We start from the raw sequence: 16,984 nt of genomic DNA on the forward strand, positions 1-16,984 counted from the left end.
CGGGATAATTGCCAGCATGCAAGTCTTCCGCGGCTTCCACCATCCCGGCATCGCCCCGGCTTGTGCGTTGACCATCGGCAACTTCGACGGCGTCCATCGGGGCCACCAGGCCATGCTGGCGCTGCTGCACAACGAAGCGCGGCACCGGGGGCTTCCGTCCTGCGTGATGACCTTCGAGCCGCATCCGCGCGACCACTTCGCGCGCCTGGCCGGCAAGCCCGAGCTGGCCCCGGCGCGCATCGCCACGCTGCGCGACAAGCTGTCGGAGCTGGAGCGGGTCGGCGTCGACCAGGTGGTGGTGCTGCGCTTCGACACCCGGCTGGCATCGCTGCCGCCGCAGGCCTTCATCGACCAGGTGCTGGTGCAAGGGCTTGGCGCGCGCTATGTGCTGGTCGGCGATGACTTCCGCTTCGGCGCCAAGCGCGCCGGCGACTACGCGATGCTCGACGCCGCCGGCCCGACCGCCGGCTTCGACGTGGCGCGCATGATGAGCTACGAGGTGCACGGCCTGCGTGTGTCCAGCTCGGCAGTGCGCGAGGCGCTGGCCGCCGGCGACATGGCCGGCGTGGCCACGCTGCTCGGCCGGCCCTACAGCGTCAGCGGACACGTGGCGCACGGGCGCAAGCTGGGCCGCGAGCTGGGCTACCGGACGCTGAACCTGCGCTTCGGCCATCCCAAGCCGGCGGCGATGGGCATCTTCGTGGTGAGGGTGTTCGGCCTGGCCGACCAGCCGCTTCCGGGCGTCGCCAGCCTGGGCGTGCGGCCGACGGTCGAGGACGCCGGGCGCGTGCTGCTCGAGGTGCATTGCCTCGATTGGCCGCTCGGCCCCGAGGCCGGATATGGCCGCTGCGTTCGGGTGGAGCTCATGCACAAGCTGCACGACGAGCGGCGGTACGAATCGATCGACGCGTTGCGGGCGGGCATCTCGCGCGACGAGGCAAATGCGCGGGCGTGGTTCGCGTCGCACCGGTGAGGCTGCCGACCCCCCGGTAGAATCGACCCATGCCTTCGTGTACCGCCCGCCGCGCCGCCCTGCGCTGGCACGCCGCCACCCGCCGCCAGACCACGCGCGACCGAATTTGACGCGGCCCGCGGCGGACCCTTTCGAGCCGCACGTCGTCACCCCGCCCAGGATCCGCGGCGGGCTTGCCTTGTTCCCCAGGCGGGAAGCACACCCGAGACCGAGCATGTCCACCGACACCACCCCTTCCTCCGCGACCGACTACCGGGCCACGCTGAACCTGCCCGACACGCCGTTCCCGATGCGCGGCGACCTGCCCAAGCGCGAGCCCGGCTGGGTCAAGGAGTGGGACGACAAGGGCATCTACAAGAAGCTGCGCGACGCGCGCCACGGCGCGCCGAAGTTCGTGCTGCACGACGGCCCGCCTTACGCCAACGGCCAGCTCCACATGGGCCACGCCGTCAACAAGATCCTGAAGGACATGATCGTCAAGGCGAGACAGCTCAAGGGCATGGACGCGCTCTATGTGCCGGGCTGGGACTGCCACGGCCTGCCGATCGAGAACCAGATCGAAAAGACCTACGGCCGCGGCCTGCCGCGCGACGAGGTGCAGGCGAAGAGCCGCGCCTACGCCACCGAGCAGATCGCGCAGCAGATGGCCGACTTCAAGCGCCTCGGCGTGCTCGGCGACTGGGACCGTCCGTACCGCACCATGGACTTCGGCAACGAGGCCGGCGAGATCCGGGCGCTCAAGCGCGTCATCGAGCGCGGCTTCGTGTATCGCGGGCTGAAGCCGGTGTACTGGTGCTTCGACTGCGGCTCGTCGCTGGCCGAGTTCGAGATCGAATACGCCGACAAGACCTCGCCGACGGTGGACGTGGCCTTCCTCTGCGCGGACGCAGACAAGCTGGCGGCCGCCTTCCACCTGCCGAAGCTCGACAAGCAGGCGTTTGCCGTGATCTGGACGACCACGCCCTGGACGCTGCCGGCCAACCAGGCGCTGAACCTGAACCCGGCACTGGTCTACGCCCTGGTCGACACCGATCGCGGGCTGCTGCTGCTGGCAGAGACGCTGGTCGAGAAATGCCTCGCGCGCTACGGCCTGGAGGGGCGCGTGATCGCCACCACGCACGGCGGTCACCTCGAGGGCATCCGCTTCCATCATCCGCTGGCCGAGGTGCATCCGGGCTATGACCGCACGAGTCCGGTGTACCTCGCGGACTACGTCACGGCGGAAGACGGCACCGGCATCGTGCACTCGTCGCCGGCCTACGGCGTGGACGACTTCAACTCGTGCCTGCACCACGGCATGAAGCACGACCAGATCCTCAATCCGGTGCAGGGCAACGGCGTCTACGACCCGGCGCTGCCGCTGTTCGGCGGGCAGAACATCTGGAAGGCCAATGCGCTCATCATCGAGACGCTGAAGAACGCCGCACGGCTGCTCGCCACCGACAAGCTGGTCCACAGCTATCCGCACTGCTGGCGCCACAAGACGCCGGTGATCTATCGCGCGGCGGCACAGTGGTTCGTGCGCATGGACGAGGGCGTTGGCGTGTTCGCCGTCGACAAGCCCCCGAAGACGCTGCGCCAGACCGCGCTCGACGCCATCGATGCCACCAGCTTCTATCCGGAGAACGGCCGCGCGCGGCTGCGCGACATGATCGCCAACCGGCCCGACTGGTGCATCAGCCGCCAGCGCAACTGGGGCGTGCCGCTGCCCTTCTTCCTGCACAAGGAAACGGGCGAGCTGCATCCAGACACGCTGATCTTGCTGGACCGCGCGGCGGCGCTCATCGAGCAGGGCGGCGTCGAGGCCTGGTCCAAGCTCGACGCGCGCGAGTGGCTGGGAGCCGACGCCGAGCACTACGCCAAGAGCCACGACATCCTCGACGTCTGGTTTGATTCGGGCTCCACCTTCTTCCATGTATTGCGCGGCTCGCATCCGGGCGGCCGCCACGAGAGCGGCCCCGAGGCCGATCTCTACCTCGAGGGCCACGACCAGCACCGCGGGTGGTTCCATTCGTCGCTGCTGATCTGCTGCGCGATGGAAGGCCGCGCGCCGTACCGCGGCCTGCTGACCCACGGCTTCACGGTCGACAGCCAGGGTCGCAAGATGAGCAAGAGCCTGAAGAACGGCATCGAGCCGCAGGAGGTCAGCAGCAAGCTGGGCGCCGAGATCATCCGGCTGTGGGTGGCCGCCAGCGACTACTCGGGCGACATCGCCGGCGACGATCGCATCCTCGCGCGTGTGGTCGACGCCTATCGCCGCATCCGCAACACGCTGCGCTTCATGCTCGCGAACACCTCCGACTTCGATCCGGCGAAGGATGCGCTGTCGCTCTCGCAGCTGCTCGAGATCGACCGCTATGCGCTGGCGCGCGCCGCGCAGTTCCAGGACGAGGTGCTGGCGCACTACGAGGTCTACGAGTTCCATCCGGTGGTGGCCAAGCTGCAGGTCTATTGCAGCGAGGACCTCGGCGCCTTCTACCTCGACGTGCTGAAGGACCGCCTGTACACGACCGCACCCCAGTCGGTCGCGCGGCGCTCGGCGCAGACGGCGCTGTGGCACCTCACGCATGCGATGCTGCGCTGGATGGCGCCCTTCCTCAGCTTCACCGCCGAGGAAGCCTGGAAGGTGTTGGCGCCGGGCGCGTCGCCGAGCATCTTCACCGAGACCTACGCCGACACCGGCGCCTGGCAGGACGATGCGCTGCTCGCCAAGTGGACGCGCATCCGCGCGATCCGCGACACGGTGAACAAGGAGATCGAGGACGTGCGCAGCCGCGGGCAGATCGGCTCGTCGCTGCAGGCCGATGTGGTGATCCGCGCCGAAGCGGGCGACCTTGCGCTGCTGTCATCGCTGGGCGACGACCTGAAGTTCGTGACGATCACGTCGAAGGCGGCTGCGGAGATGGCGCCCGCCCTGAGCGCCGCAGTCGCGCCGTCGAGCGCCACCAAGTGCGACCGCTGCTGGCACTGGCGCGACGACGTCGGCCACGACCCCGCGCATCCGACGATCTGCGGCCGCTGCACGTCCAATCTGTTCGGCGCGGGCGAAGCGAGACACATCGCATGAACATCGCTGCAACATCGCGCGGCGGCAGCAGTTCGAGTGTGCTGCCCTGGCTCGGCATCGCCGTCGTCGTCATCCTGATCGACCAGTTCACCAAGGCGCTGATCCTCGGCGACTTCCAGCTCGGCGAGAGCCGCACGGTGAACCCGTTCTTCAACGTCGTGCGCGTGCACAACACCGGCGCGGCGTTCTCCTTCCTGGCCGGCGCATCCGGCTGGCAGCGCTGGTTCTTCGTCGGGCTCGGCGCAGCCGCCACGGCCTTCATCGTCTGGCTGCTGCTGCGCCACGGCGGCCAGCGGCTGTTCAGCTTCGCGCTGGCGCTGATCCTGGGCGGCGCTGTGGGCAACGTGATCGACCGGCTGCTGCACGGCTACGTGGTCGACTTCATCCAGGTGCACTACGGCGACGCGTACTTCCCGTCCTTCAACGTGGCCGACAGCGCGATCACCGTCGGCGCGGCACTGCTGATCCTCGACGAGCTGCTGCGGATGCGTCGCGGTCGGTGAGCGCCTGCCTGCGCCGCGACGGGCGCGGCGCATTGGTGAGCCCTGGAAGACGCGTTATCACGCGCTCCTCCTGCACACAAGGGATCCGGGGAGAAGCGCGCTGATCGCGTGATTTCTTTCACCACCGCCTCGGCGGCTTCGCTGGCAGAGTGAGATCACCTCATTCCACCGTCGAGGCCGCCATGAAGGTCTGCCGCCCTTTCCTCATCGTCAGCAGCGCGCTGGCATTGCTCATCGGACTGGCCGCAGCACCGGCACGTGCACAGGGCGTGGCCATGGCCGCGACGGTCTCGTCGGCCGAGACGGCGAAGGCCTACCGCATGGACGCGGCCAAGCACATCTACAAGGTCTACGCCGACAAGATCTACAAGGGCAAGCTGCCGCCGCTGGTGCACGCCATCGTCGTCCTGGAGGTGGAGCTCGACGCCGGCGGCAACGTGCGCCACGTGCACATGGTGCGCGTGCCCACGCATGCCCCGGACGTGACCGCGCGCGTGAGGGAGCTGATCCACCACGCGTCCCCGATGCCCGCGCCCACGCGCCTCGGCGGGGCGCGCTTCACGGAGATCTGGCTGGTGGACAAGAGCGGCAGGTTCCAGCTGGATGCCCTGACGGAAGGGCAGCTCTGATCACGAAAAGTGCAGCCCTGAGATCCTGATCCACGGCAGCACCAGCGCCCCCATGTCCAGCCGCTCGCGGCTGACGCCGGCGACATCGCGCAGCATCTGCGCCATGTTGCCGGAGATCATCGTCTCGGACAGCGCCTGACCCACCACGCCGCCGTCGATCGAGAAGCTGTTCTTGATGACGCCGGAGAAATCGCCGTTCGACGCGGGCATGCCCATCGACAAGCGCCCCACCAGCGCGCCGCGCGGCACCGCCGAAACGAGCTGCGAGCGGGACGCTTCGCCGGCGGCAATCTCCCAGCCGGCGGCCGCGATGGGCACGTGGCGCAAGCCGGTCTTGCGGCTGCCGTAGAGGCTGGGCGTCAGCGTCATCAGCACGCCTTCGCGCAGGACCTCCACCGGTGGAGTGACGAAGGCATCGGCCGACAGCGCGGCGACACCCGGGGCGTCGAAGCGGCTGCGCAGCGACAGCATCGGCGAGGCGATCGCCTGACCCACGCGGTCGCGGTACAGCGAGGTGCCGGCGATGAGCTGCACGTCGCCGATCTGGCCCAGCAGCCAGGCGAGCAGGTCGTCCACCGCCATCGGCGTGAGCACCACCTCACCGACGAACTTGCCGCCCACCGGCCGCGTGTGGATCTGCTGCTCGGTGTCGCGCAGCATCTCGGCGATGCCGAACCACTCGCTGGCTGCGCGCTCGGCCAGATCGTGGCAGGCGCCGCCGGCGTAGTTGAAGGAGCTCGACTGCCTGCCGTCGCGTGCGGTCCCGAGCACACTCATTTCGTGGATGCCGATGCTGCTCGAAAGCTCGCTGCCGCCGGACGTCAGCGTGTGCGAGGTCGCCAGCGTGTGCGACGCGACGCCTTCCTCGAGCATCATCTTCGGCGTCTCGCGCTCGCGGAACGCCAGCAGCTCGCGCACCTTGTCGGCCAGCAGCGCCGGGTCGCTTTCCTGGGGCCCCTGGACGATGCGCGCCTGCTGGCCGCTCGAGACCGCATTGGCCTCGTCGCGCGGCGCGCCATGCGCATCGGAGAACAGCGCCGCGACGGCCTCGCGCAGGGCGGCTTCGCCGAGGTCCGTGAGCTCGGTGCTCGCCTTGCGTGCATCGACGAGGCCGATCAGCGACAGCCGTTGCGACTCGATGCTGCGCAGCAGGCTGGGCTCGTTGTGGGCGATGTTGAGCTCGTCCTGCCGCGTCCGGCTTACCGTGACCTGCGCTTCATCGAAGCCCTGGGCCCGCATCAGCGCCAGCGCGCGCTGCGCCGTGTCTTGCAATGACGCTTCGTTCATCATTCGCCTCCCAGGTGCGCCCGCGCGCGCAGCGCGGGTCCGCCCATGGACACGACCATCAGCTGCTTCTTGCCGCAGTAGCCGCCGCAGTTCCAATACATGTCGTCGGACACCGCATCGACGCTTTGGAGCACCTTGATCGCCGAGCCGGAGATGGTGGTGTCGCGGATCGCCCGCCCGAGCTTGCCGTCGCGGATCTCGTACGCAAGGCTGATGCCGAACATGAACTCGGTGGTCGAGTCGGCCTGGCCGTTGGAGGTCTTCATCAGCAGGTAGCCGTCGTCGACGCCGGCGATCATGTCGTCGAGCTTGTCGCGTCCCGGCAGGATGGCGGTATTGCGCATGCGCACCAGCGGCTCGTCGCCGGGGCTGTAGGCGCGCGCGCTGCCGGTGGCCGGCACGCCCAGGCGCGCGGCAGTCTCGCGGCTGCTCATGAACTCGGTAAGCATGCCGTCCTGGATGAGCACCGCGTCGCGCGCCGGCGTGCCTTCGTCGTCGGCGTACACCGGGATCATCACCTCGCGTCCTTCGTAGGTGTGGGCGATGTCGACCATCGACACCAGGTCGCTCGCGACTCGCTGGCCGACGAGGCCGCCAGTGACCGCGCCGCCGAGCACCAGATCGGCTTCGCACGGATGACCCATCGCCTCGTGCGCGAGCATGCCGGCGAGCTGCGGCGCCATCACGACGGTGTGCAGGCCGCCGCGCGCCGCGACCCCATGGCGCTTGGCCTGCAGGTGGTCGTGCAGTCGGTCGATCTGCGGCGCGAGCGCCTCGAGCGACCAGTCGAGGTCGCCGAGGTGGCCCTTGGCCGAAACCGTCTCCGACACCTCCACCGGCGCGCCATGCTCGTCCTCGGCGATCAGCGTGAGGTAGCACAGCGCCCGCTGGATGCTGCTGAGCACCTCGGCGCCGTGGCTGGTGGCCACGCGCTTCGTGTGATGCTCGTCTGCCGCGATGAAGCGCGTGGACTTGAGCCCCGGATAGCGCTGCACGCACCAGGCATGCAGCTGCGCCAGGCGATCGACACTGTCCTTGGGTGACAGCGGGGCGCGACCGCGAAAGACATGCTCGCCGCGGTAGGCGCCGCCCGGCAGTGCGAGCGCGGCACGCTGCCCGAAGCGCGCCATCGCCTGGGCGTTGCGGCTGGCCTTGTCGACGATTCGCTCGACCGGGACGCCGTCGTCCTGCGTGGAGGCGAACCCCCAGTAGCCGCCTTCGTAGACACGTGCGCTGACACCGCCTTCGACGGTGCGCGCGTTGGACACGAGGTTGCCGTCCACCATGAGCATGCGGCTCTTGCGCAGCTCGTGGTGGCGCGTCTCGCGGTAGGTCGCCGTGTTCATCGCTGATCCTTCTGTTGCGCCGTGATGACCCGGACGATGTATCACGAATCGAATGGCTCGCAAAGTCATGGCGCACGAGGGTGCGGCGGCCTATAACTGGCGTTCGACAGAGCGCGAAAACGCCACCCACCCAAGGAGACAGACATGCTTGCTCGCCCGACGCGGCCGATGGCCGCTGCCCTTGCCCTGCTGCTCGTTCCCCTGGCCGCCGCGGCCGACGGGGTGCGTGTGCGCCACGAGGGCGCCGACCCCTCGACGACGCCGTTCCCCAGCGACCGCTTCACCGTGCGCGACTGGACGCAGAATACGTTTCGGCGCGTCAATCTTCCGCTGCCCGACTGCGCGGTGCGGGTGAGCGATTGCGCCGACATCGCGGTCGTCAACACACTGGACGGCTTTTCCACGCAGCCGCGCATCACGGTGCCGTTCACCGGCAACATCGATCCGGCCACCGTCAGCAGCGACACGGTGTTCCTGGTCAACCTCGGCGATACCCTCACCCTGGCCGGCTTCGGCCACAAGGTGGGCATCAACCAGATCGTGTGGGACCCGGCCACCAAGGTGCTCGCCTTCGAGTCCGACGAGTTGCTCGCGCAGCATTCGCGCTATCTGCTCGTCGTCACCGACGGCGTGCGCGACACGAGCGGCAGGCGCATCAAGGCCGCGCTGCATGACGACGACGGCGAGCACGCCCGCGAGCTGCGCGACGCGCTGCGCTTGCGCCATTCGAGCCGCCACCATGTCGTGTCGGCGACGCTGTTCACCACCCAGAGCATCACCGCCGACCTGCAGAAGATCGGCGGACAGATCGACGCGGCAACGCCGGCCGCCGCCGACTTCCTCATCGGCGCCTCGGCCGCCGGACCGGTGCGTGCGGTGTTCCCGGCCGCGGGCATCACCGGCATCCGCTTCGACCGCCAGACCGGCACGGCGCCCGCCTTCACGCCCTCCTTCCTGCCGACCCTTGCCCTCGGCGTGGTGCCAGGCGCGGTGGGACAGATCGCGTACGGCAGGTACCGCTCACCCGACTATGAGACCGCGGACAGGTACATCCCGGCCACCGGCACGCTGACCGGGCAGCCCCAGGTGCAAGGCCACCACGACCTGACCTTCCAGCTCTTCGTGCCTGCCGGGCCCAAGCCGCCGAGCGGCTGGCCGGTGGCCATCTTCGGCCACGGCTTCGGCGACAGCATCTACGGCGCGCCGTGGACCGTCGGCTCGGTGTTCGCCTCGCGCGGGCTGGCCACCATCGCGGTCAACGTCGTCGGCCACGGCGGCGGACCGCTGGGCACCCTGACCGTGCTACCGGCGGCCGGCGCGCCCGTGGTCATTCCGGCCGGCGGCCGCGGGATCGACCAGGACGGCAACGGCAGCATCGATTCCACCGAAGGCTCGAGCGCCGCGCCGCCGCGCACCATCATCGGCAATCGCGACGGCCTGCGCCAGACGGTGATCGACCTGATGCAGCTGGTGCGCGTGCTCCAGGGCGGCATGGACGTCGACGGCGACGGCAGCGCCGACCTCAGCACGCAGCGCCTCTACTACACCGGCCAGTCCTTCGGCGGCATCTACGGCAGCATCTTCCTCGGCGTCGAGAGCGACATCCGTGCCGGCGTGGCCAACGTGGCGGGCGGCTCCATCACCGAGGTCGCAAGGCTCGGTGTCTTTCGCGCCCTGATCGGGCTGGCGCTGCTCGGGCGCGTGCCGTCGCTCTTCAACGTGCAGAGCAACGACCCGACCGCCTTCATCGAGGCGATGCCGCTGCGCAACCTGCCGCCGCTGGTCAACACCGTGCCCGGCGCGATGGCGATCGCCGAGGTGCTGGACCGCTTCGAGTGGGTGCAGCAGGCCGGCAACCCGGTGAGCTATGCGCCGCACATCCGCAAGCAGCCGCTGCCGGGCCATGCCGCCAAGCCGGTGCTGTTCCAGTTCGCCAAGGGCGACAAGACGGTGCCCAATCCCACCACCACCGCCATCCTGCGCGCCGGCGACCTGGCCGACCGCGCGGTCTTCTTCCGCAACGACCTGGCCTACGCCATCGACCCGGCGGTCGGCAAGAACCCGCATGCGTTCCTCACCAACATCGGCAACCCGGCGGCAGCGCCGTACGCCGTGGGGGCGCAGACGCAGACGGCGGCGTTCTTCGCGACGGACGGCACGACGGTGATCGATCCGGACGGCGCGGGGCCGATCTTCGAGGTGCCCATCGTGCCGCCGCTGCCGGAGCAGCTGTTCTTCATCCCGTGAGCTCGCCCGGCGGGGGTCGGCGCCGCCGGCCCCCGCGTCAGGGAACGAGCACGCTCGATCCGGTCGTCTGCCGCGCCTCCAGATCGCGATGCGCCTGCGCGGCATCGGCCAGCGGATAGCGGTGCCCGATGACGATCTTCACGGCGTCGCTGCGCACCACCGCGAACAGTTCGTCGGCCATCGCCTGCGTGCTCTCGCGCGTGGCCAGGTGGGTGAACAGGGTGGGCCGCGTCAGGTACAGCGATCCGCGCGGGCCGAGCGTGCCGATCGAGACCGGCGGCACCGGACCGGAGGCGTTGCCGAAGGACACCATCAGGCCGAAGGGCCGCAGGCAATCGAGCGAGCGCTCGAAGGTGTCCTTGCCGATCGAGTCGTAGACCACCTTGACGCCCTGACCGCCGGTGATCTCCTTGACGCGCGCGACGAAGTCCTCGCTGCGGTAGTCGATCGCATGCGCCGCGCCATGGTCCAGCGCCAGCTTGCACTTCTGCGCGCCGCCCGCCGTGCCGATGAGCTGCAGACCGCGTGCCTTCGCCCACTGGCAGGCGATCAGGCCCACCCCGCCCGCTGCGGCATGGAACAGCACGTGGTCACCGGGCTGCAGCCCGCCCTGGGGCAGCGTCTTCTTCAGCAGGTACTGCACCGTCAGGCCTTTGAGCATCATCGCGGCACCGGTCTGGAAATCGATGTCGTCGGGCAGCTTGACCACCCATTTCGCGAGCACCACCCGTGCCTCGCTGTAGGCGCCCGGCGTCTGGCTCGCATAGGCGGCCCTGTCGCCGGGGCGCAGGTGGCTCACGCCCTCGCCGACCGCCTCGATGACCCCAGCGCCCTCCCCGCCTGGGATCAGTGGCAGCGGGTTCTTGTACAGCCCGGTGCGCTGGTAGACGTCGATGTAGTTGACACCGCAGGCGTGGTGGCGGATGCGGACTTCGCCGGGTCCGGGCTCACCGACCGGCACGTCCGCGAGCCGCATCACCTCCGGTCCTCCGTACTCCTCGATGCGAATGGCGCGAACGGTCGTCATGGTGCACTCCTCTCGGACACAGGAAAGTCCGGTATCGTGCCAGCGTTGTCCTCGTCCCGCTTCGCATGCGCCGCCTTACCACCGCCCCCAATCTGGCCATCGCCACCCTGTGGGCCGACATGCTCACGCAGGGCGGCTTCTCCGCCAGCGTGCAGCGCGCCTACGCCAGCAGCATTGCCGGCGAAGTGCCTCCCGACCAATGCCTGCCCGAGGTCTGGGTGATGGACGAGACGCAGCACGACGCTGCGCTTGCGCTGCTGGTCCAGCTGCGCCATGCGCCCCATCGGCACTGGGTCTGCCCGGCATGCCACGAGCGAATCGACGGACCCTTCGACCAATGCTGGAGCTGCGGCGCGTCGATGCCGGTTTGATGTCGCGCCTGTCCGCCCGCACCGCGCTGCTGATGACCCTGCCCCCGCTGCTGTGGGCGGGCAATGCCGTGGTGGGCCGGCTGGCGGTCGGCAGCGTACCGCCGCTGGCGCTCAACTTCCTGCGCTGGGCACTGGCCGCGCTGCTGCTGCTTCCGCTGGGCTGGCATGCGCTTCGCGATCCGTCCGCCATCGCGAAGCGCTGGAAGTACCTGCTGGCGATCGGGCTGCTGGGCGTGGGAACCTACAACTCGCTGCAGTACCTGGCGCTGGTCACGACCACGCCGATCAACGTGACGCTGATCGCCGCCAGCACGCCGGTGTGGATGCTGATGGTGGGGGCGCTGTTTCACGGCGAGCACCCGACGCGGCGGCAGATCGCCGGCGCGCTGCTCTCGCTGGCCGGGGTCCTGCTGGTCATCGCACGCGGCGATCTGCAGGCGCTGGCGCGCATCCACTTCGTCATCGGCGACCTGTACGTGCTCGTCGCCGTGATTGCATGGGCGTTCTACAGCTGGCTCCTGGCACGGCCGCCGGCGACCATGCAGCCGCCGCAGCGCCCCGACTGGGACTGGGCCGGCCTGCTGCTGTTGCAGACCCTGTTCGGACTGCTCGGAGCAGGCGCGGCAGCGGCCGCAGAAGCCGCCATCACGCACGCCGGCGTTCAGTGGAACGGCTGGGTGGTCGCCGCCCTGCTCTATGTGGCGATCGGTCCTTCGGTCATCGCATACCGGTGCTGGGGCGTGGGGGTGGTGCAAGCCGGACCTGCCATGGCCGCCTTCTTCGCCAACCTGACGCCGGTGTTCGCGGCCCTGCTGTCGGCGGCGCTGCTGGGCGAAGCGCCGCGCTGGTACCACGCGGTGGCGTTCGCGCTGATCGTCGGCGGGATCGTGGTGTCTTCGCGCAAGTGAAGCTCAGAACGTCCCCGGGTACGCCCCGCCATCCAGCAGGATGTTCTGCCCGGTCAGGTACGCTGCGTGCACGCTGCACAGGAAGGCGCACATCGCGCCGAACTCCTCCGCCGTGCCGAAGCGCTTGGCGGGGATCGCCTGCAGTCTGCGCTGCCACAGCACCTCGAAGTCCTGCCCGGTCTTGGTCGCCGCATGCTGGGTGCCGCTGCGCAGGCGCTCGGTGTCGAAGGCGCCGGGCAGCAGGCCGTTGATCGTCACGCCCTTGGCGGCGATGCCGCTGCGCGCGATGCCGGCCACGAAGCCGGTCAGCCCGCTGCGGGCGCCATTGGACAGGCCGAGCGAGTCGATGGGCGCCTTCACCGCGCCCGAGGTGATGTTCACGATGCGGCCGAAGCCGCGCGCCGCCATCGCATCGACCGTGGCCTTGATCAGCTCGATCGGCGTGAGCATGTTCGCCTCCAGCGCCTTCACCCAGGCACCGCGGTCCCAGTCGCGGAAATCGCCCGGGGGCGGTCCGCCCGCGTTGTTGACCAGGATGTCCACCTGCGGGCAGGCGGACAGCGCGGCCGCACGGCCCTCGGGTGAGGTGATGTCACCGGCCACGGCGCGCACTTCGCCGCGCTGGAGCGCACGCAGCTCCGCCGCCGTGGCCTGCAGCGCTTCCTCGCCCCGCGCCGTGATGACGACGTTGACGCCTTCGCGCACCAGCGCCTGCGCGCAGCCCTTGCCCAGCCCCTTGCTCGCGGCGCACACCAGCGCCCACTTGCCTGCGATGCCCAGATCCATGGCAATGTCCTTCCGTGAGTGATTCAGATCAGCAGGTCGGCCTTGTACAGCCGAGCCTTCAGGGCCTCGAAGCCGCCTTCGTACTCCCAGTACATCGCGCGGCCATGCGACGCCGTGACGAGGATGTACTTCTCGCCGATCGACTGGATGCGGTCGATCAGCAGCAGCTTCTCGACGAAGGTGTCGTCCTTCAGCTCCTCGAGGATCTCCTGGTTGTCGGCGTCGTACCCGTGGCACACCAGGCCGTTTCGCACACGCACCGAGATGTATTTCATCCGAGTCTCCTAGCGGGACCGGGCCAGCAGCCAGATGCCGGCGATCACGAGCACCGTGCCGGCCGCGACCCAGGCGGTGAAGGGCTCGCCAAGGATCAGCACGCCCATCAGGATGGTCGACAGCGGTCCGATCATGCCGGTTTGCGCCGCCATCGTCGCGCCGATGCGCTCGACCGCCATCATCACCATCACCACCGGCGCGAACGTGCACAGCGTCGCGTTGAGAACGGAGAGCCAGACGACCTGCGGCGCCACCGCCATCGCCGACACCGGCCGCAGGACGAAGAACTGCGCGATGCACAGCAGGCAGGCCACCGTCGTCGCAAGGCCGGTGAGGCGCAGCGCGCCGAGCCGACGCACTTCCTCGCCGCTGAACACCAGGTAGACCGCATAGCTCACGGCGCTGGCGAACACCAGTCCCGTGCCCAGCGCAACGTCGGGGCCGACCAGCGTGACCTCGTGGCCGAACACCAACAGCACGCCGGCGTAGCTGACGGCGAGGGCCAGCACCTGGGCACGCGAGACCTCGCGCTTGAACAGCAGGTAGCCCAGCACGAGCACCAGCGTCGGATTGAGGTAGAGGATCAGCCGCTCCAGGCTGGCGGTGATGTAGACCAGCCCGGCGAAGTCGAGAAAGCTGGCGAGGTAGTAGCCGCTGAAGCCCAGGCCGACGACGACGGTCCAGTCGCGCCGCGTGAGGGCCGGGCGGCCACGCCCGGCCCACCATGACAACGCCAGGAACATCGGCAGCGCGAACAGCATGCGGTACATGATCAGCGTGACCGCATCGACACCGTATCGGTACGCGAGCTTGACGATGATGGCCTTGCCCGAGAACGCGATCGAGCCGGCGACCGCGAGCGCAAGGCCTGGCAAGACGGCACGGCGCGCGGCGCCGGGATGGCCGGGCTCGGCCGCGGCGGAGGGGGATGACATTGCGATCGATTCTACGAACCGGTCCGCGCCGACGTCGCAGTCGGGGCTTGGCTGCGGCAGGCGAGCCTAGCGGTGGTCGTCAGCCGGCCGGCGCTCGAGCTGCCACGCGCTCGCGGTCCGCTCGAAGCCGAGCGACTCGTAGATCCCGATCGCGACATCGTCCGGATCTGCAGCGATGACCAGCGTGTCCAGTCCCATCGCCTCGAAGCCATGACGGCACACCGCGTGGACAAGCGCGGTGCACAGCCCGCGGCGACGCCACGCGGGATGCGTGCTGACATATTGAAAGCGGCCCAGCGTGCCGTCGCGAAAGAGGCCGCAGCCGGCCGTCATCGCCTGACCCTGCGGCGTGCGGGCCAGCACGCCGAACCAGTGGCCGAGGCGAGCGAGCTCCATCGCTGCGTAGCGCTGCATCTGCCGCTCGCGGAAGACTCGGTAGCCGACCGGCTCGTGGCCGTCGTCGTCCGAAGCCACCTGCTGCTCGATCGCAAGCGGGCTCTCCGCGGCGAGCCGCAGGGGGCGGGCAACGAGTCCCGCCGGCAGCACCTTGGCCGTCGTGCGCAGGCGGCCGGCACGCAGGCTCAGCACGGTGGTCTCGCATGCGCAAAGGCCTGCTGCAGCGAAGTCGGGCGGCAGCTCGAACGGCGCCGCAGCATCGACGCCGATCGCGATGTGCCGCGACTGCGGCTGCACCGACGCGATCTCCTCGTCGAAGGCCGCGAGCCACGCATGTGCATCGCCTTCGCGCGGCGCCCGCGGGTAGAGCAGGAAGTTGCCCCACCAGTACGTCGGGTTGTGCGGCGTGCGGATCAGCCAGTGGTCGGACCGCTCGATGACGTGCGCGTCGAAGCGCGGAAAGATGAGATCGGTGCGCCAGCCGAGCGACAGCTGGTCGATGCGCTTCAAGAGGGGATGGCCTGTCCGTCGCGGCGCGGATCGCTCGCTGCGGCATAGCCCTCGATCGCAGGATCTCCCAGGCGCCAGATGAACTGCCCCGCGCCGAAGTCCTGGTAGGAATCGTCGATGACCTCGAGCCGGTGCCCGCGCTCGGCGAGCCCCTGCACGGTGGCCGGGTCCATCGACGCCTCGACGTTGAGCTCGAGCCCCGCGTTGTAGCGCCAGCGCGGCGCGTCGCACGCGGCCTGCGGGTTCTGGCCGTGAGCCAGCATGCGCACCAGCGTTTGCAGATGCCCCTGCGGCTGCATGTTGGCGCCCATCACGCCGAAGGACATGACCGGCTCGCCGTTCTTCGTGAGGAAAGCCGGGATGATGGTGTGGAACGGTCGCTTGCCGGGCGCCACGACGTTGGGGCTTCCCGGGTCGAGCGAGAAGCCGTGGCCGCGGTTCTGCAGCGACAGCCCATACCCCGGCACGACGACTCCCGAGCCGAAGCCCTGGTAGTTGCTCTGGATGAAGCTCACCATCACGCCGCTCTCGTCCGCTGCGCTGAGGTAGATGGTGCCGCCGCGCGCCGGGTTGCCGGGGCCGAATTCCTGCGCGCGCTGCAAATCGATCAGGCGTGCGCGGCGGGCGAGGTAGGCGCTGTCGAGCAATTGCTGCGCGCTCACCTCCATGCTGGCCGGCTCGGCCACATGGCAGTACACGTCGGCGAAGGCGAGCTTCATCGCCTCGATCTGCACGTGCTGCGCCTCGGGACCGTCGGGAGGCATCGAGGCGAGATCGAAATGGCTGACGATGCCCAGCGCGATCTGCGCCGCGATGCCCTGGCCGTTGGGCGGGATCTCGTGCAGCGTGTGGCCGCGATAGTCCTGCGCCAGCGGCTGCACCCATTCGGGTCGGCAGTCGGCGAAGTCCTGCGCGAGCATCGCCGCGCCGTGCTCGCGGGCGTGCCGCTCCACGGCCTGCGCGATCTCGCCGCGGTAATACGCCTCGCCCTTCGTCTGCGCCACGAGCCGCAGCGTGCGAGCGGCCGCCTCGAATCGGAACAGCTCGGCGACTTCGGGAGCGCGCCCGCGCGGCAGGAAGGCTTCGGCGAAGCCCGGCTGGCGGGCGAGCTCGGTGGCGGCGGCCGCGGCCCACTTCTGCTGCACCACCACCGGCACCGCATAGCCGCGCTCGGCGATGGCGATCGCCGGCTGCAGCAGATCGGCGAAAGCAAGCTTGCCGAAACGATCTGACAGTGCAACCCAACCCGCCACGGCGCCGGGCACCGTGACGCTGTCCCAGCCCCGCTGCGGCGGCGTGCGAGCGTGGCCGCCGTATTTGCGGCCGAAATACTCCGGCGTCCAGGCACGCGGGGCGCGGCCCGACGCGTTGAGCCCATGCAGCTCGCGGCCATCCCACACGATGCAGAACATGTCCGATCCGAGGCCGTTGCTCACCGGCTCGAGGATGGTCATCGCCGCCGCCGCCGCGATCGCCGCATCAACGGCATTGCCGCCTTGCATGAGCATGCGCTGGCCGGCTTGCGCGGCGAGCGGATGCGAGGTGGAGACGATGTTGCGGCCGAACACCGGCAGCCGTTGGCTGGGATAGCCCTGACGCCAGTCGAAAGGAGGGGTGCTCATCGGCCGATTCTAGGAAGCATCCGCTCGCCCAGGCCGTAGAAGCGAAAGCCGGCCCTGGGGCCGGCTCGTCTTTCATGCTGGAGCCCCTCCCGGAGAGGGCT

Annotated in this window: 15 protein-coding genes; 7 read left to right on the forward strand and 8 right to left on the reverse strand. The window is 69.4% G+C overall.

The window, feature by feature from the left end:
- The first annotated feature begins 16 nt into the window (after positions 1-16).
- From P7V53_RS26695 to P7V53_RS26710, 4 genes are all read left to right on the forward strand, one after another.
- Entirely contained in the window at positions 17-973 is a 957-nt protein-coding gene (locus tag P7V53_RS26695; RefSeq protein WP_280152517.1) for a bifunctional riboflavin kinase/FAD synthetase, read from the forward strand.
- Between the two features lie 214 nt (positions 974-1,187).
- Positions 1,188-4,040, forward strand: a complete 2,853-nt coding sequence (gene ileS, locus P7V53_RS26700; RefSeq protein ID WP_280152518.1) for an isoleucine--tRNA ligase — start codon at positions 1,188-1,190, stop codon at positions 4,038-4,040.
- Complete coding sequence (lspA, locus tag P7V53_RS26705; RefSeq protein WP_280152519.1) at positions 4,037-4,543, forward strand: signal peptidase II; 507 nt, start codon at positions 4,037-4,039, stop codon at positions 4,541-4,543. Before ileS ends, lspA begins: the two co-directional genes overlap by 4 nt.
- 182 nt (positions 4,544-4,725) lie before the next feature.
- Positions 4,726-5,172 (forward strand): hypothetical protein, encoded by a 447-nt coding sequence (locus P7V53_RS26710; protein WP_280152520.1) that lies wholly within the window; start codon positions 4,726-4,728, stop codon positions 5,170-5,172.
- Here the strand turns inward: P7V53_RS26710 and P7V53_RS26715 are convergent, their stop codons facing one another.
- A complete protein-coding gene (locus P7V53_RS26715; protein ID WP_280152521.1) occupies positions 5,173-6,459 on the reverse strand; it encodes a TldD/PmbA family protein in 1,287 nt (428 codons plus the stop codon).
- Positions 6,459-7,805 (reverse strand): TldD/PmbA family protein, encoded by a 1,347-nt coding sequence (locus P7V53_RS26720; protein WP_280152522.1) that lies wholly within the window; start codon positions 7,803-7,805, stop codon positions 6,459-6,461. Before P7V53_RS26720 ends, P7V53_RS26715 begins: the two co-directional genes overlap by 1 nt.
- Before the next feature lie 144 nt (positions 7,806-7,949).
- Between P7V53_RS26720 and P7V53_RS26725 the strand changes: the two genes are divergently transcribed.
- Positions 7,950-10,052 carry an Ig-like domain-containing protein gene (locus tag P7V53_RS26725; RefSeq protein ID WP_280152523.1) on the forward strand — a complete coding sequence of 701 codons (2,103 nt, stop codon included), beginning with the start codon at positions 7,950-7,952 and terminating at the stop codon, positions 10,050-10,052.
- A 37-nt stretch (positions 10,053-10,089) separates the two neighbouring features.
- Here P7V53_RS26725 and P7V53_RS26730 read toward each other — a convergent pair whose 3' ends face one another.
- On the reverse strand, positions 10,090-11,079 hold the full coding sequence (locus P7V53_RS26730) for a quinone oxidoreductase (RefSeq protein ID WP_280152524.1): 990 nt from the start codon (positions 11,077-11,079) through the stop codon (positions 10,090-10,092).
- Positions 11,080-11,144: 65 nt separating this feature from the next.
- Here P7V53_RS26730 and P7V53_RS26735 point away from each other — a divergent pair, with 65 nt between their 5' ends.
- Both P7V53_RS26735 and P7V53_RS26740 read left to right on the forward strand, forming a co-directional pair.
- Entirely contained in the window at positions 11,145-11,450 is a 306-nt protein-coding gene (locus P7V53_RS26735; protein ID WP_280152525.1) for a DUF2007 domain-containing protein, read from the forward strand.
- Positions 11,417-12,358, forward strand: a complete 942-nt coding sequence (locus P7V53_RS26740) for a DMT family transporter (RefSeq protein WP_280152526.1) — start codon at positions 11,417-11,419, stop codon at positions 12,356-12,358. Before P7V53_RS26735 ends, P7V53_RS26740 begins: the two co-directional genes overlap by 34 nt.
- Positions 12,359-12,361: 3 nt before the next feature.
- Here the strand turns inward: P7V53_RS26740 and P7V53_RS26745 are convergent, their stop codons facing one another.
- From P7V53_RS26745 to P7V53_RS26765, 5 genes are all read right to left on the reverse strand, one after another.
- Positions 12,362-13,144, reverse strand: a complete 783-nt coding sequence (locus P7V53_RS26745) for an SDR family oxidoreductase (RefSeq protein ID WP_280152527.1) — start codon at positions 13,142-13,144, stop codon at positions 12,362-12,364.
- 23 nt (positions 13,145-13,167) lie between these two features.
- The gene (locus P7V53_RS26750; RefSeq protein WP_280152528.1) at positions 13,168-13,419 is read right to left on the reverse strand and encodes a hypothetical protein; all 252 of its coding nucleotides are present in this window, start codon (positions 13,417-13,419) and stop codon (positions 13,168-13,170) included.
- A 9-nt stretch (positions 13,420-13,428) separates the two neighbouring features.
- Positions 13,429-14,355: a DMT family transporter gene (locus P7V53_RS26755; protein WP_280152529.1), complete on the reverse strand. Its 927-nt coding sequence runs from the start codon at positions 14,353-14,355 to the stop codon at positions 13,429-13,431.
- A 66-nt stretch (positions 14,356-14,421) separates the two neighbouring features.
- Entirely contained in the window at positions 14,422-15,261 is an 840-nt protein-coding gene (locus tag P7V53_RS26760) for a GNAT family N-acetyltransferase (protein WP_280152530.1), read from the reverse strand.
- On the reverse strand, positions 15,258-16,883 hold the full coding sequence (locus tag P7V53_RS26765; RefSeq protein WP_280152531.1) for a gamma-glutamyltransferase family protein: 1,626 nt from the start codon (positions 16,881-16,883) through the stop codon (positions 15,258-15,260). The genes P7V53_RS26760 and P7V53_RS26765 overlap by 4 nt, the downstream gene beginning before the upstream one ends.
- Positions 16,884-16,984 lie beyond the last annotated feature (101 nt).

The organism is Piscinibacter sp. XHJ-5, from assembly GCF_029855045.1.
GTDB lineage: Bacteria > Pseudomonadota > Gammaproteobacteria > Burkholderiales > Burkholderiaceae_C > Albitalea.